We start from the raw sequence: 21,164 nt of genomic DNA on the forward strand, positions 1-21,164 counted from the left end.
CGAGAGGATGTTGGTCTGGAAGGCGATGCTGTCGATCAGCGAGGTGATCTCGGCGATGCGCGTCGAATTCGCGGCGATCTGGTTCATCGTGCCGACCAGCCGCTCCACCGCCTGCGAACCCTCGTCGAAGATCTGGGTGGGCAGCCAGAGCGTGGCGCAGGCGTTCGGGATGTCGACCACGCCGCTGATATGCCCCTGCACCGGCGCGCAGCCGAGCAGCGAATAGGCCTGCGCGCCCGAGTAGCCGAACTTCTTCAGGTACTCGATCGCGTTCAGGCAGGCCTGCCGATAGGCCACCGTCACGTCGAGGTAGTGCTGGCCGCCCGTCTCGTCGACCGAGATGCCCTCGAAGATCAGGTAGTCGTTGTAGTTCGGCGTGATCGGGCTGGGCTGGAACACCGGGTTGCGGATCCCGTACTTGGCCATGCCGCCCTTGATCAGGTTCACGCGCATGTGGACCCAGCCGGCCATCTCGATCGCGCCGCAGAAGGTGATCTCGCCGTCGCCCTGGCTGAAGTGCAGGTCGCCCACCGAGAGGCCCGCGCCGTCGACGTAGACCGGGAAGAACACCTTCGAGCCGCGCGACAGGTCCTTGATATCGCAGTTGCCGCCATGCTCGCGCGGCGGCACGGTGCGCGCGCCCTCGGCGGCGGCGCGGGCCTTGGCCTCGCCGCTCAGGCTGCCCATGTGCGCGGTGGCCGCGAACGGCGGATTGGCCAGCGGCGGCACGCGCTCGGGGTCGGTGGCGATCAGGCCGGTCTCGCGCGCGTTCCAGGTTTCCAGCAGCTTGGGATCGGGCAGGCAGCCGATCAGGCCCGGGTGGATCAGGCCCGCGAAGTTCACGCCGGGGATATGCCGCGAGCTGGTGTACATGCCGTGGAAATCCCAGATCGACTTCTGCGCCGAGGGGAAATGCTCGGTCAGGAAACCGCCGCCGTTGGTCTTCGAGAAGAAGCCGTTGAAGCCCCACTGGCTGTCGGACTTCGCGCCGATGTCGAGCAGGTCCACCACCAGCAGGTCGCCCGGCTCGGCGCCCTTCACGCCCACCGGTCCCGACAGGAAGTGCACGATCGACAGGTCGATGTCGCGCACGTCGTCGGCGCTGTCGTCGTTCTTGATGAAGCCGCCGGTCCAGTCGTAGGTCTCCAGGATGAAGTCGTCGCCGGGCTTGACCCAGCAGGCCATCGGAATGTCGGGGTGCCAGCGGTTGTGGACTTGGGCGTTCTCGTAGGCGGACTGGTTCAGGTCGACCTTGATCAGGGTATCGGTCATCTCGTGTGCTCCTCGCTTCGGCAATTGCGGCAATGAATGGGGATGGCGCGCCTCGGGCGGCGCGCCCTCAGACGGACAGGTATTCGCGGATGCGATCGGTGTCGCCGGCCTCGCGCGTGCTCTGGTGGACGAAACGGCCGCCCTCGATCACGAACAGCCGGTCGGCCACCTCCAGCGCGAAGCTCAGCACCTGCTCGGACACCACCATCGCGATGTCGCGCGTGGCGCGGATCTGGTTCAGAGCCTTGGCGATGTCCTTGATCACCGAAGGCTGGATGCCCTCGGTGGGCTCGTCGAGCAGCAGCACCTTGGGATCGGTGGCCAGCGCCCGCGCGATCGCCAGTTGCTGCTGCTGGCCGCCCGAGAGGTTGCCGCCCTTGCGGCGGCGCATGTCGAACAGCACCGGGAACAGCGCGTAGAGATCGTCGGGCACGGTTTGCGATTTCGCGTTCTCCAGGCCGGTGCGGATGTTCTCCTCCACCGTCAGCGAGGCGAAGATCTGCCGGCCCTGCGGCACGTAGCCGATGCCGCGCGCCACGCGCCGGAAGCTCTCGTCCCTGGAGACGTCGGCGCCGCCCACTTTCACGCTGCCGCGGCTGGCCGGCAGCATGCCGATCAGCGCCTTGAACAGCGTGGTCTTGCCCATGCCGTTGCGGCCCATCACCGCCACGCTTTCGCGCGTGCCGACCGAGAAGCCGATGCCGTGCAGCACCTCGCTCTGGCCGTAACTGACGACGAGATCGTCGACTTCGAGCATCCGGGGTTCCTCCAGTTCAGTAGGCGAGATTCAGTGGCCGAGATAGACGTCGATCACGCGCGGGTCGGCCTGCACCTTGGCCATCGGCCCCTCGGCGAGGATCCTGCCCTGGTGCATCACGGTGACCTTGTGCGCGATGCGCTCGACGAAGGCCATGTCGTGCTCGATCACGATCATCGAGCGCTGCTGGCAGATGCGCCCGAGCAGCTCGGCGGTGATCTCGCGCTCCTTCACGCTCATGCCGGCGATCGGCTCGTCGAGCATCAATAGTTCGGGGTCCTGCATCAGCAGCATGCCGATCTCCAGCCACTGCTTCTGGCCGTGCGAAAGCAGCCCTGCCTCCAGGTCGAGCGCGGCGGCCAGGCCGATCTCCTCGGCCACCGCCAGCACCCGGTCGCTCACCTCGGCGTCGCGCCTGAAGGCCAGCGCGCCGAACACGCCGCGCCCGCGCGGATAGGACACCTCGAGGTTCTGCGAGACCGACAGGTTCTCGTAGATCGACGGCGTCTGGAACTTGCGGCCGATGCCCTTGCGCACGCGCCGGTACTCGGCGAGCTGGGTGATCTCCTCGTTGCGGAACTTGATGCTGCCGCCGGTCTCGCGGGTCTTGCCGCAGATCAGGTCGAGCAAGGTGGTCTTGCCGGCGCCGTTCGGGCCGATCACCACGCGCAGCTCGCCGCGCTCCAGGTAGAGGTTCAGCGAGTCGATCGCCTTGAAGCCGTCGAAGGACACGCTCAGGTCCTCCACCGCCAGCAGGAAGTCGGTATTGCTCATGGTCATGCCCCCCGCTGGGTGGTGTCGCCGAGCCAGCGACGCAGGCGCGCGCGCAGGTGCGCCTCGTAGAGGCCGGCCAGGCCGTTCGGGAAGGCCATCACCACGCCGATGAACATCGCGGCCATCAGGTACAGCCACAGGTTCGGGAAGCTCTCCGAGAACCAGGTCTTGCCGAGGTTGACCAGGATCGTGCCGACCACCGCGCCCACCACCGACATGCGCCCGCCCACCGCCGCGTAGATCACCATCTCGATCGAGGGCACGATACCGACGAAGGACGGCGACATGAAGCCGACCTGCAGCGTGAACATCGCGCCGCCGATCGCCGCCAGCATGGCGGCCACGCAGAACGCGAAGACCTTGAACATCGCCACGTCGTAGCCGGAGAAGCGCACCCGGTCCTCCTTGTCGCGCATCGCCAGCAGCAAGGTGCCCACCTTGCCGCGCTGGATCCAGCGGCAGGCCAGCATCGCGCCGATCAGCAGCGCCGCGTTGACGAAATACAGCACGTACTTGGCCGAGTTGCCCTGGATGTTCCAGCCCAGCAGCGTGCGCAGGTCGGTGATGCCGTTCACGCCGCCGGTGTAGCCCTGCTGGCCGATGATCAGCACCGAGAGGATCAGCGCCACCGCCTGCGTGATGATCGCGAAATAGACCCCGCCCACGCGCCGCTTGAACATCGCGAAGCCGACCACGAAGGCCAGCAGGGTGGGCACCACCAGCACCGCGAGGATCGAGAACGGCAGCGAGTGGAAGGGCTTCCACCAGGCCGGCAGCGCGGTCAGCTGGTTCCAGTCCATGAAGTCGGGAATGCCCGGCGTGGTCTGGGTCTTCGTCGAGATCGGATCGGACGATTCGAGCTTGAGAAACATCGCCATGGCGTAGCCGCCCAGGCCGAAGAACACGCCCTGCCCCAGGCTCAGCACGCCGCCGTAGCCCCAGGCGATCACCAGGCCCACCGCCACGAAGGCATAGGTCAGGTACTTGCCCATCAGGTTCAGGCGAAACGCGTCGAGCGCGAGCGGAAACACCACGACGATCAGGATCGCCAGCAGCACGATGCCGGCATAGCCGGAGGCGTCGGCGCGGCGCGCCAGCGCGCGCCAGCCGCCGGGGCGGGCCCGGCCGGCGGGCGCCGCCGCGGTGCCGGTGGCGGCGCCGGTGGTGCCGGCGACAGGTTGGATGGGTTCCATGATGGCTCTCCGGTGGGGAGGTCGGAATTCGGTTGAACGGGTCGTGAAGCGGCTCGCCCGCGCTCAGGCGCGGCGCACCTTGGAGGCGAACAGGCCTTGCGGGCGCAGCATCAGGATGATCACCACGGTCAGCAGGGTCAGCACGCGCGCGGTCGAGCCGGACAGGAAGAACTCGCTGATCGACTGCATCTGCGCGATGCCGAAGGCCGAGGCCACCGTGCCCAGCAGGCTGGCCGCGCCGCCGAAGGTCACCACCAGGAACGAGTCGACGATGTAGAGCGAGCCGCTGGTGGGGCCGGTCGAGCCGATCGCCGTGAAGGCCGCGCCGGCCACGCCGGCCACCCCGCAACCGATCGCGAAGGTCATGCGGTCGGTGAGCCGCGTATTGATGCCGGCGGCGTTGGCCATCGGCCGGTTCGCCACCGTGGCGCGCACCCTCAGGCCCCAGCGCGAGCGGTACAGCGCCAGCAGCAGCCCGCCCGTCATGATCAGCGCGAGGCCCATCACGAACATGCCGCTCACGGGGATGTCGAGCCCTTGCGCGGGCTCCCAGGAACCCATCAGCCAGTCGGGCAGCGCGGGGCTCACCTCCTTCGGACCGAACGCGGAGCGGAACACCTGCTGCATGCCGAGGCTCAGGCCCCAGGTGGCCAGCAGCGTGTCGAGCGGGCGCCGGTACAGATGGCGGATCAGCGCCCATTCGGCCAGCCAGCCCGCGGCGAAGGCGATGAAGAAGGCCGCCACGATCGCCACGAAGAAATAGACCGGCGTGAAGCCGTGCCAGACGTTCTGCGCAAACCAGGAGAACAGGTAGACCGTGTACGCGCCGATCGTCATGAACTCGCCGTGGGCCATGTTGATCACGCCCATCTGGCCGAAGATCACGGCGAGACCCAGGCCCATCAGCAGCAGCACGCTGAACAGGCTCAGGCCGGCGAAACCCTGCATCAGGGTGATATTGAAAATGTCGTTGGCGGACATCGGTTTTCTCCTCGCGCGGTGGCCGCAAGCGGCCGCCGCGCGTCGGCTAGGCGCAAGGCGCGATGGCGGGACGGGCGCGGGCGGCGTAGCCCGCGCCGCTTACATGTAGCCCTTCGGGAACGGGTTCGGCTGGATCGGGTCGGTGGATTGCGCCACCACCTTGAACTGGCCGTCGGCCTGCCCCTCGCCGATCAGCGAACGGCTCCAGAGGTGATGGTTCGCGTCGACCTTGGCGTAACCCTGCGGCGCGTTCTTCAGCTCGATGCCGGCCGAGGCGGCCACCACCTTGTCGACGTCGAAGCTGCCGGCGCGCTCGCAAGCGGCCTTCCAGATCCAGGGCCCGAGGTAGGCGGCCTGGGTGACGTCGCCGATCACGGCCTTCTGGCCGTAGCGCGCCTTGAAGGCCTGCACGAAGGTCTTGTTGTTGTCGTTGGTGAGCGACTCGAAATACTTCATCGAGGAATAGAAACCCGCGAAGTTCTCGCCGCCGATGCCGAGCACCTCGTCCTCGGTGACCGACAGGGTCAGCAGGAACTGCTTCTGCGGCGTGATGCCGGCCGCCTTCAACTGCTTGTAGAAGGCCACGTTCGAGCCGCCCACCACGGTCGTGAAGATGCAATCCGGCCGGGCCAGCTTGATCTTGTTCATCAGCGAGTAGAAGTCGGTGGTGCCCAGCGGGTAGTACTCCTCGCCGACCACCTTGGCATGCAGGTGCTGCTCGATATGGCGGCGCGCGATCTTGTTCGAGGTGCGCGGCCAGATGTAGTCGGAGCCGACCAGGAAGAAGCTCTTGGCCTTCTTGGTGTTGGAGGCCCAGTCGAGCGCCCAGAGGATCTGCTGGGTCGCTTCCTGGCCGGTGTAGAACACGTTCTTCGACTGCTCGAGGCCTTCGTAGAAGGTCGGGTAGTACAGCAGGCCGTTGTCCTTCTCGAAGATCGGCAGCACCGCCTTGCGCGAGGCCGAGGTCCAGCAGCCGAACACGGCGGCCACGTGGTCGTTCTCCAGCAGCTTCTTGGATTTCTCCGCGAAGGTCGGCCAGTCCGAGGCACCGTCTTCCTGGATGATCTGGATCTTGCGGCCCAGCACGCCGCCCATCGCGTTGATCTGCTCGATCGCCAGGCGCTCGGCCTGGATCGAGCCCGTCTCGGAGATCGCCATGGTGCCGGTGGCCGAGTGCAGCTGGCCGACCGTCACCGTGGTGTCAGTAACAGCGAGCTTGGTGGTGTTGACCTTGGCGGTCGGCGGGGTTTGCGCGCTGGCCGCGCGCGGCAGGCCCAGCGCCATCAGCGGGGCGGCCGCGAGGCTGCCGATCAGGCGCCGGCGCAGCGCCGAGGGGGCTTCGTCATCGTGTCGATCGTCCATGGACATCCCGTTCTCCTTGTCGGTTCGGTCCGCCGGAGCAGGTGGCCGGCGTGTGGAGCGGAATGTAGGAAGCCAAATAAAGCACCGGAATACGTCGATTGACGTATATCCCGAGGCGCGCCTGGAATGTAACTTGCGTGACGCATCCCGCCCGCCATCCGCGCACCAACCTGGATCACCCGACATGGCTCCGATGCACCAGTCCGTCGCCCCCGAGCCCGCCGCGGGGCCCGATCTCCGGCCGATCACGCAGCGCATCGTCAAGGTGCGCCGCGACTACAACGCCTGGGTCGGCGACGAGACGCTGGAGGACTACGCGCTGCGCTACACGCCCAGCTCGTTTCGCCGCTGGTCGGAATTCCGGGTCGCGAACACCGCGATCGGCGCGGTCTCGTTCCTGGTGCTGGAGGCGATCGGCGGCAGCCTGGTGATCGACTACGGCTTCACCAACGCGGTCTGCGCGATCGCGGCGGTGTCGCTGCTGATCTGGCTGACCAGCCTGCCGATCAGCTACTACGCGGCGCGCCACGGCGTCGACATGGACCTGCTCACGCGCGGCGCCGGCTTCGGCTATATCGGCTCGACCGTCACCTCGCTGCTCTACGCGAGCTTCACCTTCATCTTCTTCGCGCTGGAAGCGGCCATCATGTCGCTCGCGCTGCAGTTGGTGTTCCCGATCTCGATCGGCCTGGCCTACGTGATCAGCTCGCTGGTGGTGATCCCGATCGTGATGTTCGGCATCACGCTGATCAACCGGCTGCAGAGCTGGACCCAGCCGCTGTGGCTGGTGCTGTTCGTGCTGCCCTACGGCGCGGTGCTCTGGCACCACCCCGGGCTGCTGCGCGAATGGACCACCTTCGCAGGCTTCGCGCCCGAGGGCCGCGCGTTCAGCGCGATCGCCTTCGGCCAGGCCGCCACCGTGGTGTTCGCGCTGATCGTGCAGGTCGGCGAGCAGGTCGACTACCTGCGCTTCCTGCCGCCGCTCACCGCGCGCAACCGGCGGCGCTGGTGGATCGCGCTGCTCAGCGCCGGGCCCGGCTGGATCGTGCCGGGCGCGCTGAAGATGCTGGGCGGCGCCTTCCTCGCCTTCATCGCGATCCAGCACGAGATCGACGCCACCCAGGCCGCGCAGCCCACCCAGATGTACCTGCTCGCCTACCACCTGCTGCTCGACCCGCTGGGGCTGGCGTCCTGGGCGGTGCCGGCCGCCGTGCTGTTCGTGATCGTCTCCCAGTTGAAGATCAACGTAACCAATGCCTACGCGGGGTCGCTGGCCTGGTCGAACTTCTTCGCGCGGCTCACGCACAGCCATCCGGGGCGCGTGGTGTGGCTGGTGTTCAACGTGCTGATCGCGCTGCTGCTGGTGGAGATGGGCGTGTTCGAGGCGATCGGCAAGGTGCTGTCGATGTACGCCAACGTGGCGATCGCCTGGGTGGGCGCGCTGTTCGCGGACCTGGTGGTCAACAAGCCGCTCGGCTACAGCCCGCGCGACATCGAGTTCAAGCGCGCCCACCTGTACGACATCAACCCGGTCGGGGTGGGCGCGATGACGATCGCCACCGTGGTGGCGATGCTCGCGCACGGCGGCGCGTTCGGCGAGCTGGCGCGCGCCATGTCGCCCTTCATCGCGCTGGGCGTGGCCTTCGTGAGCGCGCCGGCGATCGCGATCGCCACGCGCGGGCGCTACTACCTGGCGCGCCAGGCCGAGCCGGGGCCGCCCGGCGGCCTGCGCCGCTGCGCGATCTGCGAGAACGACTTCGAGCACGAGGACACGGCCCACTGCCCCGCCTACGGCGGCACCATCTGCTCGCTGTGCTGCTCGCTCGATTCGCGCTGCCACGATCGCTGCAAGCCGCATGCGCGGCTCGGCGCGCAGCTCGACCGGGTGCTGCACCGCCTGTTCCCGAACGCGCGGCTCGGCGCCACCGGGCTGCGCCTGGCCCACTACCTGAGCCTGCTGCTGGCGATCTCGCTGCTGCTGGCCACGGTGCTCTACCTGATCTGGTCGCAGAGCGCCGATTCGCTGGCCACGCCGGGCTCGGTGGCCTGGCGCGAACTCGCCAACGCCTATGTGAAGGTGTTCGTCGCGCTCGCGCTGATCGGCGGCATCGCCGCCTGGTGGCTGGTGCTGGAGCGCGAGAACCGGCGCGTCACGCAGGAGGAATCGCAGCGCCAGACCGAGCTGCTGATGCACGAGATCGAGGCGCACCAGAAGACCGACGCCGCGCTCAAGCGCGCGCGAGCCGCGGCGGAAGCCGCCAACAGCGCCAAGAGCCGCTACGTGACGGGCTTGAGCCACGAGTTGCGCACGCCGCTCAACAGCATCCTCGGCTACGCGCAACTGCTGCTGCAGGCGCGCGAGGAGATCCCCAGCGCGCGGCTCAACGCGATCCGCACCATCCACCGCAGCGGCGAGCACCTGCTCGCGCTGGTCGACGGCCTGCTCGACGTGGCGCGCATCGAGGCCGGCAAGCTGCAGCTGAACATCGCGCCGATCTCGCTGCCCGACTTCCTCACGCAGATGAATTCGATGCTGCGCCCGCAGGCGGTCGAGAAGGCGCTCGAGTTCGCGGTGCAGCCGGCCGGCTGGCTGCCGCCCACCGTCAAGACCGACCAGAAGTGCCTGAGCCAGATCCTCACCAACCTGATCGGCAACGCGATCCGCTTCACGCAGGCGGGCGGCGTGACGCTGCGCGTGGGCCACGCGCTCGACACGCTGACCTTCGAGGTGGTCGACACCGGCCCCGGCATCGCGCCCGAGGAGATGGAGCGGCTGTTCCTGCCCTTCGAGCGCGGCACCACCGCCAGCGCGCACGATCACGGCGCGGGGCTGGGCCTGACCATCTGCAAGCTGCTCACGCACGCGCTGGGCGGCAGCCTGGAGGTGGACAGCGAGCCGGGACGCGGCACGCGCTTCGTGGTCAAGGTGTTCGCGCCGGCGGTGCGCAGCGCCGCGCCCGCGCGCACCGAGCTGGCCGATATCGGCGGTTATCGCGGGCCGCGGCGCACCCTGCTGATCGTCGACGACCTGCCCGACCAGCGCGCGATCGTCGTGCAGATGCTCGCGCCGCTCGGCTTCGGGATCGTCGAGGCCGGCAGCGGCATCGACGCGCTGCGCTGGCTCGGCACGCAGGCCGCCGACGCGATCCTGATGGACATCTCGATGCCCGCCATGGACGGCTACGAGACCAGCCGGCTGATCCGCGAGCGGCGCATCTCGGCCGCGCCGATCATGCTGCTGTCGGCCAATGCCTTCGCCGACGATCGCGAGCGCGCGATCGCGATCGGCTGCGACGACTACCTCGTCAAGCCCGTGCAGGTGCCGGTGCTGCTCGACAAGCTGGCGGCCCTGCTCGAACTCGAATGGGTGATGAAGGACGAGGGGCCGGCGCAAGCGAGCGCCGCGGCGTCGACGGCCACGCGCATCGAGCGCGCGGCAGCCGGCGGCCATGCGATGACGGCGGCGGCCGCGTCATCGATCACGAGCGGTTCGCCCGCGGCGGCCGAGGAACCCGCCTTCGCGGTCGCGCCGCCGCCCCTGCCCCGCGCGATCCACGCGCAACTGAAAACCCTGCTCGACGTCGGCTACGTGCAAGGCCTGATCGAGGCGCTCGACGCGGCCGTCGCGCGCCGGCCCGGTCTCGCCCCGGCGCTGGCCGCGCTGCGCGAGCGCGCCGAACTGTTCCAACTGAAGGATTTCGAGCATGAGCTTGACCGTCTCCCGCTCGGCGCCGATGACTGAAGCCGCGCGCCCGCTCCCCGATGCCGCGCTGCCCGGCGTGCTCGGCAACCGGCCCGTGGTGCTGATCGTCGACGACACGCCCGACAACCTCGCCCTGCTGTCCGACACGCTGCGCGCCGACGGTTACGCGGTGCTGGTGGCGCTCAGCGGCGACGACGCGCTGAAGTGCCTGGCGCGCGTCACGCCCGACGTGGTGCTGCTCGACGCGATGATGCCGGGGCTCGACGGCTTCGAGACCTGCCGGCGCCTCAAGCTCGACCGGCGCCACGAGCACCTGCCGGTGATCTTCATGACGGCGCTGGCCGAGAGCGAGCACGTGGTGCAGGGCTTTCGCGTGGGCGGCATCGACTACGTGACCAAGCCGGTGCGCCCCGAGGAAGTCTGCGCGCGCATCGCCGCCCATGTGCAGCGCTCGCGCGCGCAGCGTTACGCCGACACGGTGCTCGGGCTCGACGCGCGCGCGGCGGTGATCGTCGACGGCGCGGCGGCGATCCGCTGGCAGAGCCCGCAGGCCGCGCCGCGGCTGGCCGGCTACGACCCGCTCGGGCGCGAGGCGGGCCTGTCGGTGGCGCGCGCGAAACTGCCGCCGCCGCTGGCGCGCTGGTTCGCGCAATGGCTGGAACAGGGCTGCCCCGAGGATGCCGTGCATGAGACCGCCGACGGCGGCGTGCGCCGCTCGGCGCGCGTGAGCGGCACGCGCGAGCAGGGCGAATGGGTGATCGTGCTGGAAGCCTGGGACGACGGCGCCCAGGTGGCGGCCCTCCTCGAACGCTTCGGGCTGACCACGCGCGAGGCCGAGGTGCTGCTGTGGGTCTCGCGCGGCAAGACCAATCGCGATATCGGCGACATCCTCGACATGGCGCCGCGCACCGTCAACAAGCACCTCGAGCACCTGTTCCGCAAGCTGCATGTGGAGACGCGCTCGGCCGCCGCGGCGCTGGCGGTGAAGGCGGTGGGACGCGCTTGAGGCCGGGGGCTCGCGGCACGGGCTCGGCGGTGCGCGTGCGACGGCGGCCTAGCCGAGCATCGCGATCGCGGTTGCCAGCACTTCGCGCTTGAAGGCGGCCGGCCGCGCCGGCAGGGACGAGAACGCAGCCAGCACGTGGCTGTAGGAGACGGTCTTGCTGACGCCGTTGGCGATCATCGAGAACAGGATCTCGGGGTCGCGCGCGGGCATCTCGCCGGCCTTCATGGCGCGTGAGATCAGCGGCAGGAACACGTCGTGAACCGGGCGCACCAGGCGATCGATCAGGAAATCGAGCCGCTCGCCGTGCTCGGTGGCGGCCGTCGAGAAGAACATGCCGACATCGGGCATGGCGAACACCTGGTCGATGAAAAACGCCATCGCCTGCTCCACGCGCTCGCGTGGCGACAGCTCCGGCATCTCGTGCAACGCGCGGATGCGCTCGATCATCGGCGCCACTTCGTCGGCGATCTGCTCGACCACGGCCGCCCACAAGGTTTCCTTCGAACCGAAATGATGGCCGACCAGCGCCGCGTCGACGCCGGAGATGCGCGCGATCTCGCGCGCGCTGGTGGCGTGATAGCCGCCCTTGGCGAAGGCCGCGCGCGCATTGCGCAGCAGCACGTCGGCACCGCCCGCGTCGCTGGCGGCGGGCCGGCCGCGCGCGCGGCGTCGTTGGGTGGCCGTCGCGGCGGCATCCAGGGAATCGTTCGGGGACTTCATCGGGTCGAGATCGGCAAACCGGGAAATGACGAAGTTTAACCCTTGCCTCCTACCCGGCAGCCTCCCTCGCATTGACAGCGAACAAGGCCTGCCCTTACCATCGTCCGTCGAATTCAACACATGATGAATAAATCGCGATGAAACACCGACCGAGAATCGTCGTCGTGGGCGGCGGCATTGCGGGCCTGTTGCTGGCCACGCGCCTGGGCGACACGCTCGGGCGCAAGCAGCGCGCCGACGTGACCCTGATCGACAAGAGCCCCACGCATATCTGGAAACCGATGCTGCACACGATCGCCGCCGGCACGCGCGAGATCCAGCAGCAGCAGGTGATCTTCCTCGCGCATGCGCGCGAACACGGCTTCACCTACCAGCCCGGCGAGATGGTCGGCATCGATCGCGCCACGCGCGAGATCGACCTGGCCGCGATCGAGACCTCGGCCGGCGAGACCCTGATCGGGCCGCGCCGGATCGGCTACGACGTGCTGATTCTCGCGGTGGGCAGCCGCGCCAACGATTTCGGCACACCGGGCGTGACCAGCCATTGCCACTTCATCGACAACCAGGTCGAGGCCGAGGCCTTCAACGAGGCGCTGCGCGTGCGCATCTTCCAGAGCGTGGTGATGAACCGCGACCTGCGCGTGTCGATCGTCGGTGCCGGCGCGACGGGAGTGGAACTGGCCGCGGAGTTGAGCCACCTGCTCGAGGTGGCGAGCAGCTACGGCGACCCGGCGATACGCGAGCGGCTCAAGCTGTCCTTGTATGAAAGCGGGCCGCGCATCCTCGCGGCGTTTCCGGAAACCGTGTCGAAATCGAGCGAGGCGCAACTGCGCCAGATCGGCTTCGAGGTGCACACCGGAACACGCGTGACGGCGGCCGGGCCCGATGGCCTGCAGCTCGCCGACGGCGGCAGCCAGCCGGCCGACATCATGGTCTGGTCGGCCGGCGTGAAGGCACCGACCTTCCTCGGCCAGCTGGCCGGCATCGAGGTCAATCGCTCCAACCAGGTCGCGATCGGGGCGACCTTGCAGAGCGTGGACGACGAGCACATCTTCGCGCTCGGCGATTGCGCGAGCTACACGCCGGCCGGCCGGGAGCGCCCGCTGCCGCCCACCGCCCAGGTGGCGACGCAGCAGGCGCGCTTCCTGGCCAGGCACCTGCCCGCCTGGCTCGAGGGCAAGCCCCTGCCCGAGTTCCACTTCCAGGATCTCGGCGCGCTGGTGTCGATCAGCGACTACAACGCCTTCGGCACGCTCGGGCAGTTCGGCTTCTTCCGCGGCGGCTTCATCAAGGGACGTTTCGCACAACTGAGCCACGCGATGCTGTATCGCCAGCATCAATACGCGTTGCATGGCCTGAGGAAGTCGGCCCTGCTGTGGAGCGCCGAACGCCTGAACGGCTGCGTGCGGCCCACGATCCGGATGACCTAGGCGTCACGAGCCTGGCGCGCGCGGGCGCGGCTCAGAGCGGCATCACCATCTCGTGCCAGGCCATGCCGCCATGGTCCGATTCCGAAGGCTTCACGTACTGGTAACCGAGCTTGCGATACAGCTCGACGTGGCGGTCCTTGCACATCAGGTGGATGGTGGCCTTGTCCATCGCCCGCATGCGCGCCACGAAGCTGTCCATCAGCAGCTTCGCATAGCCCTTGCCCTGTTCGGCGGGGTCCAGCACCACCGACATGATCACCACGTTGGGCGCCTCGGCGTCGTGCCCGACCAGTTCCTTGAAGGCCTCGTCCGACATCACCACCTGGTGGGCACAGCCCGAATTGATGAAACCGATCACGCGGCCCTCGCGCTCCAGGACGAGAAATCCCCGCGGATATTGCGCGATGCGCGTGGCGATCTTCTCGCGCGTGGCCGCCTCGTCGCCCTCGTAGGCCGAGATCTCGATCGCGTAGCAGCGATCCACGTCGGTCGGCAGCGCCTCGCGCAGGTGGAGTTCGTGGTTCATCCCGGGTACCTGTCCAATCCAATCGATTCCAAGCACGCGATCATAGGGCGCCGGGGCGAACCGCGCGCTGAAACTTCTTCATGGGCGGCTGTATGCCATGCAGTTTGCCGCTCGGCCGAGCCTCAGGTTCCGCGCCGCTTTTTCCGTAGCTTCGCGGGCAGCGGAAGATTCGCCGCCTCCAGCGCCTGCCGCAGTTGCTCGCGCATCCAGGCATGCGCGGGCGTGCCGGCATGACGGGCGTGGAAATACACGCGCAGGGTGTAGTCGGGGCTCGCGAACGGCGTCGGGAACAGCGCCAGCGGCGTGGCCCGGCTCAAGGCCTCGGCCGCGCGACGCGGCAAGGTGAGCAGCAGCTCCGTGTTCGCGACGATGAAGGGCGCGGCCAGCACGCTCGGCAGGCAGACGGCGACCTGGCGCCGATGTCCGCCGCGCGCCAGCACCGCATCGATGATGCTGCCCGAACTCGCCCAGGGCAGCACCGCCACGTGTTTCTCCGCCAGGTAGGTTTCGAGCGGGAGCGAACCCGCGATGCGCGGATGCGGCTGGCGCGCGACGACCACATAGTCGTCGGTGTAGCAGGCGAAGGACTCGACGCCCTCGCCGGAAGGCCCTTCCTCGTCGGAGAATCCGAGCGCGAAATGCGCGCGGCCGGCAGCGAGATCCTCCAGGGCATCGCGATGGCTCGAATACACGACGTTCACCCGCAGCTCGGGCGCCTGCGCCTGCAGGCGGGCCATCAGGCCCGGCAGTACCGCGAAGGCCGTGAAATCGGTGGCCGCCAGCGTGAACACCTGGGTGCTGCTGGCGGGCACGAACGGGCCGGCCGCGCCGAGGTGGTCCGACAGCAGGCGCAGCGCGTCGGAGACGGCCGGCGCGATCTGGTCGGCCAGGGCCGTGGGCTGCATCGCGCTGCCGTAGCGCACGAACAGCTCGTCGTTGAAGCGCGTGCGCAGGCGCGACAACGCGTGGCTGCAGGCCGAGGCGCTCAGGGCCAGCTCGTCGGCGGCCGCCGCCACGCTGCGATGGCGGTGCAGCGCGTCGAGCACGAGCAACAGGTTCAGGTCGAGACGGCGGAGAGCGTCGTGCATGACATGCATTTTTTGAGACGAGAGATGCAGTATGCACAGCATTGGCGGCGCTCGCCAGGACCCAAGCACATCGGGATGATTGTTTTCCTGCCCCGAATTCAGGTTCAATCACGCATCGGCATCCACCGAGCCACTTCGAACCTCATGAATCGCCATCCCATCGACAGCCACGAACCAGACAGCCCCGGCACGCCGCCCTACTCGATTCGCCGCGCGCGCGTGGACGACCTGCCATTGCTTTACGAAGGCGAGCTGGCCTACATCCTGGCCATCGAACCCGAACAGGAAGCCGGCTGGCGCCGAGCCATGGGCGCGCATCTGCGCCAATGGATCCGCGGCCTGCCCTTCATGTATGTGGCTGAGCAGCAGGGCACGCCGATCGGCTATTGCTTCTGGGAACGCCACGGCGAGCAGGCCGTGCTTGCCTCGATCCATGTCGTCGAGGCGCATCGGCGCCGCGGTATCGCGCGCAAGCTGCTCGACGCCTATATCGAGGACGCCCGCTCGCACGGCCCGCTCGAGCTGGTGCTCGGCGTGAAGGCCGACAACCCCGCCCGGCAACTGTATGAAACCGCCGGCTTCGCGTTCACCCACGAGGCGGACGGTTATCGCCATTACCGCTACTCGGCCGGATAAACGCGCGCGCTCGCTGCTTCCCGGACGACGGTGACGCGAGCGGCCATGACAGCGCCGGAACACCGCCCTCCCCCGTCTCAGGCGCCGCCCGTCAACGGGCGCGGCTCCATGAAGGTGTGCCGGAAATACTCGCGCACGGCCAGCATCGCCGGGCTCAGTTCGGCGTTGCGGCGCCAGGCGAGCCCCACGCTCATCGGCGGCACCGGATCGCGCAGCTGCATGGTCTCGATGCGCCGCCCTTCCAGCGACCAGGGCCGATACACCATGTCCGACAGGATCGCCACGCCGCTGCCGTTGGCCACCATGCTGCGCACCGCCTCGACCGAGGACGTGCGCAGCTTCACGTTCGGCCGGTACGGCGTTTCGTTCCAGTAGCGCAGGGCCGTGTAGGCGGCCTCGTCGACGGTCAGCATCACGAAGGGTTCGGCCGCCACGTCGGCCAGCGTGACGTTCTCGCGCTTGAGCAGCGGATGCTGCGCGCACAGCCAGAGACGCCGCGGCGAATGAATCACCGGCTCGAGCATCAGCTCCGGATTCGCGACGTTGGAGGTCAGCAGCACGGCCATGTCGTAGCGATCGGTGATCAGGCCTTCCTCGATCGACTCGCGATTGAGCTCGTGCAGCTGGATGTTCAGGCGCGGATACAGGGTGCTCATGCGCTGCAGGTGATGCGGCAGGAAATAACCGAGCACGGTGTAGCTGGCGGCCAGCGTGAGCGTGCCGCTCAGCGTGCTTTCCAGGTTCGGGATGCGCATCGCCTCGTCGACCGAGGCGAGGATCGTGTAGGCCTGGTTGAGGAAGCGGCGCCCCGTGGTGGTGAGGGTCACGCCCGTCGCGGTGCGCATGAAGAGCTGGGTACCGAGGCTGTCCTCCAGCTCCTTGATCGCGTTGGTGACCGCCGACTGCGAAATCGTCAGTTGAATCGCCGCCTGGGAGATCTGGCCGAGTTCGGCGGTCGCGACGAAATACTTCAGCTGGCGCAGCGTCAAGGCCATGGCAATCATCCGAAAAATCGATATCGAGATAGCCGATATCTTATTCCCACCAAAATCCATCGGGCGCGAGGCGGTCGATACGCCCCTGGCGACTGGCTCCGCGCCGATTTTCACGCATTCCGGCGGCGACCGCCCCATCTGAAAAACAGATACGGTGCCATATAAAAATAGAACTATTTTGACCGGCGGCCAGCGGCTACTGTGCTTCTCGATGGGGTGAACGCGGCTTGCCGGCCGCGTCCGCGCCCCGCATCGAGGAGAACGCCAGCATGAAGAAACACCGCGTCGACCTGAACTCCGACATGGGGGAAGGCTTTGGGGTATGGACCGTCGGCGATGGCGTCGACGAGGAGATCATGCCGCTCATCAGCTCGGCCAATATCGCCACCGGCTTCCACGCCGGCGACCCCAACATCATGGCGCGCACCGTGCAGCTCGCCCGCCAGGCGGGCGTCGGCGTGGGCGCGCATCCGGGCTTTCGCGACCTGGTCGGCTTCGGCCGCCGCACGCTCACCGAGACGCCGCAGACGCTGGTCAACGACATCGTGTTCCAGCTCGGCGCGCTGCGTGAATTCGCGCGCCTGCACGACGTGAGCGTGCAGCACGTCAAGCCTCACGGCGCGCTCTACATGCTGGCCGCGCGCGACGAGAACCTGTCGCGCCTGCTGGTGGAGACGCTGCAGCGGCTCGACCCGACCCTGCTGTTGTATTGCATGGAAGCCTCGGTGACCTACCGGATCGCCCGCGAACTCGGCCAGCCGGTGGTGCGCGAGTTCTACGCCGACCGCGACTACGACCGCAGCGGCTCGATCGTCTTCACGCGCCGGGTAGGCCGGCTCGACCCCATGCAGGTGGCCACCAAGGTGCTGCGCGCCTGCGTCGAGGGGCGCGTCGCGACGGTCGACGGCGAGGACATCGAGATCGACTTCGACTCGGTCTGCATCCACAGCGACACGCCCGGCGCGCTGCAACTGGTCGAGGCCACGCGCGCGGCGCTCACGGCGCACGACATCCGGGTGGCCGCGCCGAGCTACCCCGTCGCGCGCTGAACCGCGCGCCCCGAATATCGATGAGGACTACCCAGATGGCACAACACGAGATCGTCAGCCCCCTGCCCGGCACCTTCTATCGGCGCGCCTCGCCGGACGCCGCGCCCTATGTCGAGGTCGGCACGCCGGTCGACGGCGACACGGTGGTGGGACTGGTCGAGGTGATGAAGCAGTTCAACGACGTCGAGGCGGGCGCGGCGGGCCGCATCGCGGAAATCCTGGCCGAGGACGGCGAGCCGGTCGATGCCGGCCAGGTCCTGATGCGCATCGAGGCCGGAGCATGATGAATCCGTCGAACACGCCCCACGACAGCGCCGCCGGCGCGGCCTTCTATCGACCGAAGCGGATTCGCACCGTGCTGGTCGCCAATCGCGGCGAGATCGCCGTGCGCGTGATCCGCGCGGCACACGAACTCGGCATGCGCGCCGTGGCGGTGGTCAGCGATGCCGATCGCGACAGCCTGGCCGCGCGCCTGGCCGACGAAGCGATCCCCATCGGCTCCTCGCACGCAGCCAAGAGCTACCTGAATCCGGCGGCCATCCTCGCCGCCGCGCAACAATGCGGCGCCGACGCGATCCATCCCGGCTACGGCTTTTTGTCGGAGAACGCGGACTTCGCGGCCCAGGTCGAAGCGGCCGGGCTGATCTTCGTCGGCCCCTCGCCGGCGGTGATCGCCACCATGGGCGACAAGGCCAAGGCCCGCGAAACCGCGCAGCGCGCCGGCGTGCCGACCGTGCCGGGCAGCAACGGCGTGGTGCTGTCGCTCGACGAGGCACGCGGGATCGCCGCGAAAATCGCTTATCCGATCATGATCAAGGCCGCGGCCGGCGGCGGCGGTCGCGGCATCCGCGTCGCGCACGACGCGGCCCAGCTCGACGCCGAGCTGCCGCTGGCGCAGCGCGAGGCGCAGGCCGCCTTCGGCAACGGCGGCGTGTACCTGGAGCGCTTCATCGCGCGGGCCCGCCATATCGAGGTGCAGGTGCTCGGCGACGGCCGCGAGGTGGTGCATCTGTTCGAGCGCGAATGCTCGCTGCAGCGGCGCCGCCAGAAGATCATGGAGGAGGCGCCCTCGCCCTCGCTCACGCCGGAACTGCGCCAGGCGCTGTGCGCCTCGGCCACGCGGCTCGCGCGCCAGGTCGCCTATCGCAGCGCGGGCACGCTCGAATACCTGTTCGACGAGACGCGCGGCGAGTTCTATTTCATCGAGATGAACACGCGCATCCAGGTCGAGCACCCGGTCACCGAGGCGATCACCGGCGTCGACCTCCTGCGCGAAACGCTGCGCATCGCCGACGGCGAGCCCCTGCGCCTGAGCCAGGACCAGATCGTGGCGCGCGGCGCGGCGATCGAATGCCGGATCAACGCGGAAGATCCGGTGCAGGACTTCCGGCCGAGCCCGGGCCGCATCGACGAACTCGCCTGGCCGACCGGCCCCGGCGTGCGCATCGACTCGATGCTGTTCCAGGGCTACACGGTGCCGCCGTTCTACGACTCGCTGCTGGCCAAGCTGATCGTCGCCGACGAAAGCCGGCCGGCCGCGCTGGCGAGGCTCGAGCGCGCGCTCGCGGAGCTGCATGTCGGCGGCGTGAAGACCACCGCGCAACTGCATTGCGCCCTGCTGGCCGACCCCGACGTGCGCGCCGGGCGCTATCACACCAATTTCCTGGAAGCCTGGATCCCGGCCTGGCGCGAGCGGCTCGCCGCTGCTGCCGGGCCTCGCGAGGAGGCCGCATGACCACGCGCTACACCTTCGGCGGCGACGAATTCATCTTCGTCGAGATCAGCGAGGACATGTCGCTCGACGCCTTCTTCAAGGGCACCGCGATCACGCGCGAGCTGCAACGGCGCGCGGTGCCCGGCATCGTCGACATCTGCCCGGCCAATGCCTCCTACCAGGTTCGCTACGATCCGGACATCGTCGATCCTGAGGCGCTGCTGGCCCTGCTCAAGCAGATCGAGGCGGAAACCGGCGACGCGCAACTGGAGATCGCCACCCGCATCATCGAGATCCCGGTGCTGTACAACGACCCCTGGACCCACGAGACGCTGATGCGCTTTCGCGAGCGCCACCAGGACCCGGATTCGACCGACCTGGAATACGCGGCCCGGATCAACGGCAAGCGCGATGTCGACGAGTTCATCGCCGCGCATTCCGGTTCGCCCTGGTTCGTGTCGATGGTGGGTTTCGTGGCGGGCCTGCCCTTCATGTTCCAGATGGTCGAGCGCGAGCGGCAGTTGCAGGTGCCGAAGTACGTGCGGCCGAGGACCGACACGCCGAAGCTGACGGTCGGCCATGGCGGCTGCTTCGGTTGCATCTACTCGGTGCGCGGCGCGGGCGGCTATCAGATGTTCGGCGTCACCCCGGCGCCGATCTTCGATCCCGAGCAGCGGCTCGACTACCTGCGCGACTTCATGGTGTTCTTCCGCCCCGGCGACATCGTCAAGTTCAAGCCGATCGACCGCGCCGCCTACGACGCGGCCGTGGCGGCCGTGGAAGCGGGCAGCTTCTCGCTGCGCGTGCGCGAGGTGAACTTCTCGCTCGAATCCTTCCTGCGCGATCAGGACGCGTACAACCGTTCATTGGTCGAGGTGCTCCATGCCGACTGATTCCCGTCCCGCCATCGAGGTCGTCAAGCCCGGGCTCGCCACCTCGGTGCAGGATACCGGCCGGCCCGGTTATTACCGCGTCGGCATCCCGCCTTCCGGGGCGCTCGACCAATACGCGCTGCGCGCGGCCAACCTGCTGGTCGGCAACCACGAAAGCGCCGCGGCGCTGGAATGCACCCTGCTCGGCCCGCAACTGCTGTTCCATGCCGAGGCGCTGATCGCCGTGACCGGCGCCGACATGCAGCCGAAGATCGACGGCGTGCTCCAGGCCTGCAACGTGGCGCTGCGCATCAAGGCGGGCAGCACGCTGAGCTTCGAGTACGTGAAGGGCGGCGCGCGCGCCTGCCTGGCCGTGGCCGGCGGCATCGACGTGCCGGTGGTGCTCGGCAGCCGCTCGACCTATGCGCTGGGGGCCTTCGGCGGCCACCAGGGGCGGCGCCTGCAGAAGGGCGACCAGCTCGCCATCGGCCGCGATCGCGGGCCGGCGCGCGAAGGCACCGCGCTGCCCGAGCGCCTGCGCACGCCGCTGGCTCGCGAGGTGGCGCTGCGCGTGCTGCCGGGCCTCTATCACCACCGGCTCACCGACGAATCGGCCCGGACCTTCTTCGAGGACACCTGGACCGTCGCCCCCGAGGCCGACCGCATCGGCTATCGCTACAAGCAGGGCCGCCCGCTCGGCTTCCGGCCGCGCGAGCAGCCGTTCGGCGCCGGCGCCGATCCGTCGAACATCGTCGACGCCTGTTATCCGATCGGCTCGATCCAGGTGCCCGCCGGCCTCGAGCCGATCATCCTGCATCGCGACGCCGTGTCCGGCGGCGGCTACGCGACCATCGGCACGGTGATCAGCGCCGACCTCGACCTGATCGGCCAGATGCAGCCGAACCACCAGGCGCGTTTCGTTTCCGTGACGATGTCCCAGGCGCTGGCTGCACGGCGCGACGCGCAACTGCGGCTGGCCCGCCTGCGCGACGTGCTGCTGCGATAGCACGACGACGCGGCCGCGACGGGCAGATCGCCCTGCTCGCAGCCGCCCTCGTCCCCCCGTTTCCCGATCGTTCGCGCGAT

The 21,164-nt window shown here is 68.5% G+C and carries 20 protein-coding genes; 10 read left to right on the forward strand and 10 right to left on the reverse strand.

Annotated features, from left to right (window positions below; all coding sequences use genetic code 11):
- The 6 genes from fmdA to urtA form a co-directional block, all read right to left on the reverse strand.
- The coding region (gene fmdA, locus F3J10_RS23010; protein WP_240155686.1) for a formamidase at positions 1-1,272 on the reverse strand (1,272 nt) is incomplete at its 3' end.
- Positions 1,273-1,339: 67 nt separating this feature from the next.
- Positions 1,340-2,029 carry an urea ABC transporter ATP-binding subunit UrtE gene (urtE, locus tag F3J10_RS23015; RefSeq protein ID WP_167243065.1) on the reverse strand — a complete coding sequence of 230 codons (690 nt, stop codon included), beginning with the start codon at positions 2,027-2,029 and terminating at the stop codon, positions 1,340-1,342.
- A 30-nt stretch (positions 2,030-2,059) separates the two neighbouring features.
- Positions 2,060-2,803, reverse strand: coding sequence for an urea ABC transporter ATP-binding protein UrtD (urtD, locus tag F3J10_RS23020; RefSeq protein WP_025101690.1), 744 nt, complete (start codon positions 2,801-2,803; stop codon positions 2,060-2,062).
- Positions 2,804-2,805: 2 nt separating this feature from the next.
- The gene (gene urtC, locus F3J10_RS23025) at positions 2,806-3,996 is read right to left on the reverse strand and encodes an urea ABC transporter permease subunit UrtC (RefSeq protein ID WP_166912832.1); all 1,191 of its coding nucleotides are present in this window, start codon (positions 3,994-3,996) and stop codon (positions 2,806-2,808) included.
- Positions 3,997-4,059: 63 nt separating this feature from the next.
- Positions 4,060-4,977 carry an urea ABC transporter permease subunit UrtB gene (gene urtB / locus F3J10_RS23030; protein ID WP_025101688.1) on the reverse strand — a complete coding sequence of 306 codons (918 nt, stop codon included), beginning with the start codon at positions 4,975-4,977 and terminating at the stop codon, positions 4,060-4,062.
- A 99-nt stretch (positions 4,978-5,076) separates the two neighbouring features.
- The gene (urtA, locus tag F3J10_RS23035) at positions 5,077-6,345 is read right to left on the reverse strand and encodes an urea ABC transporter substrate-binding protein (protein WP_025101687.1); all 1,269 of its coding nucleotides are present in this window, start codon (positions 6,343-6,345) and stop codon (positions 5,077-5,079) included.
- A gap of 187 nt (positions 6,346-6,532) precedes the next feature.
- Here urtA and F3J10_RS23040 point away from each other — a divergent pair, with 187 nt between their 5' ends.
- Positions 6,533-10,081 (forward strand): ATP-binding protein, encoded by a 3,549-nt coding sequence (locus F3J10_RS23040; RefSeq protein WP_167243075.1) that lies wholly within the window; start codon positions 6,533-6,535, stop codon positions 10,079-10,081.
- Positions 10,074-11,048: a response regulator transcription factor gene (locus F3J10_RS23045; RefSeq protein ID WP_205194112.1), complete on the forward strand. Its 975-nt coding sequence runs from the start codon at positions 10,074-10,076 to the stop codon at positions 11,046-11,048. Before F3J10_RS23040 ends, F3J10_RS23045 begins: the two co-directional genes overlap by 8 nt.
- Before the next feature lie 48 nt (positions 11,049-11,096).
- On the opposite strand, the gene F3J10_RS23050 is transcribed toward F3J10_RS23045, so the two are convergent.
- Positions 11,097-11,768 carry a TetR/AcrR family transcriptional regulator gene (locus F3J10_RS23050; RefSeq protein WP_167243066.1) on the reverse strand — a complete coding sequence of 224 codons (672 nt, stop codon included), beginning with the start codon at positions 11,766-11,768 and terminating at the stop codon, positions 11,097-11,099.
- A gap of 137 nt (positions 11,769-11,905) precedes the next feature.
- Between F3J10_RS23050 and F3J10_RS23055 the strand changes: the two genes are divergently transcribed.
- Complete coding sequence (locus F3J10_RS23055) at positions 11,906-13,198, forward strand: NAD(P)/FAD-dependent oxidoreductase (RefSeq protein WP_025101682.1); 1,293 nt, start codon at positions 11,906-11,908, stop codon at positions 13,196-13,198.
- A gap of 31 nt (positions 13,199-13,229) precedes the next feature.
- Here F3J10_RS23055 and F3J10_RS23060 read toward each other — a convergent pair whose 3' ends face one another.
- A complete protein-coding gene (locus F3J10_RS23060) occupies positions 13,230-13,724 on the reverse strand; it encodes a GNAT family N-acetyltransferase (RefSeq protein ID WP_166912830.1) in 495 nt (164 codons plus the stop codon).
- Between the two features lie 122 nt (positions 13,725-13,846).
- Positions 13,847-14,812 carry a LysR family transcriptional regulator gene (locus F3J10_RS23065; protein WP_240155687.1) on the reverse strand — a complete coding sequence of 322 codons (966 nt, stop codon included), beginning with the start codon at positions 14,810-14,812 and terminating at the stop codon, positions 13,847-13,849.
- Between the two features lie 3 nt (positions 14,813-14,815).
- Here F3J10_RS23065 and F3J10_RS23070 point away from each other — a divergent pair, with 3 nt between their 5' ends.
- Positions 14,816-15,448 carry a GNAT family N-acetyltransferase gene (locus F3J10_RS23070; RefSeq protein ID WP_240155688.1) on the forward strand — a complete coding sequence of 211 codons (633 nt, stop codon included), beginning with the start codon at positions 14,816-14,818 and terminating at the stop codon, positions 15,446-15,448.
- 77 nt (positions 15,449-15,525) lie between these two features.
- Here the strand turns inward: F3J10_RS23070 and F3J10_RS23075 are convergent, their stop codons facing one another.
- Positions 15,526-16,443 (reverse strand): LysR family transcriptional regulator, encoded by a 918-nt coding sequence (locus F3J10_RS23075; RefSeq protein ID WP_013698637.1) that lies wholly within the window; start codon positions 16,441-16,443, stop codon positions 15,526-15,528.
- Here F3J10_RS23075 and F3J10_RS23080 point away from each other — a divergent pair.
- The 6 genes from F3J10_RS23080 to F3J10_RS23105 all read left to right on the forward strand — a co-directional run bounded on the left by F3J10_RS23080 (position 16,442) and on the right by F3J10_RS23105 (position 21,084).
- Positions 16,442-16,585, forward strand: coding sequence for a hypothetical protein (locus F3J10_RS23080; protein WP_167243069.1), 144 nt, complete (start codon positions 16,442-16,444; stop codon positions 16,583-16,585). The genes F3J10_RS23075 and F3J10_RS23080 overlap by 2 nt on opposite strands.
- 127 nt (positions 16,586-16,712) lie before the next feature.
- On the forward strand, positions 16,713-17,492 hold the full coding sequence (locus F3J10_RS23085) for a 5-oxoprolinase subunit PxpA (RefSeq protein WP_167243070.1): 780 nt from the start codon (positions 16,713-16,715) through the stop codon (positions 17,490-17,492).
- A gap of 35 nt (positions 17,493-17,527) precedes the next feature.
- Positions 17,528-17,776 (forward strand): acetyl-CoA carboxylase, encoded by a 249-nt coding sequence (locus F3J10_RS23090; protein WP_167243071.1) that lies wholly within the window; start codon positions 17,528-17,530, stop codon positions 17,774-17,776.
- Positions 17,776-19,227, forward strand: a complete 1,452-nt coding sequence (locus tag F3J10_RS23095; protein WP_167243076.1) for an acetyl-CoA carboxylase biotin carboxylase subunit — start codon at positions 17,776-17,778, stop codon at positions 19,225-19,227. Before F3J10_RS23090 ends, F3J10_RS23095 begins: the two co-directional genes overlap by 1 nt.
- Positions 19,224-20,099, forward strand: coding sequence for an allophanate hydrolase subunit 1 (locus F3J10_RS23100; protein WP_166912825.1), 876 nt, complete (start codon positions 19,224-19,226; stop codon positions 20,097-20,099). The genes F3J10_RS23095 and F3J10_RS23100 overlap by 4 nt, the downstream gene beginning before the upstream one ends.
- Positions 20,089-21,084: a biotin-dependent carboxyltransferase family protein gene (locus F3J10_RS23105; RefSeq protein WP_166912824.1), complete on the forward strand. Its 996-nt coding sequence runs from the start codon at positions 20,089-20,091 to the stop codon at positions 21,082-21,084. The genes F3J10_RS23100 and F3J10_RS23105 overlap by 11 nt, the downstream gene beginning before the upstream one ends.
- The last annotated feature ends 80 nt before the right edge of the window (positions 21,085-21,164 follow it).

It is taken from the genome of Burkholderia sp. Cy-637 (assembly GCF_011753175.1).
In the GTDB taxonomy this organism is placed as follows: Bacteria; Pseudomonadota; Gammaproteobacteria; order Burkholderiales; family Burkholderiaceae; genus Burkholderia; species Burkholderia gladioli.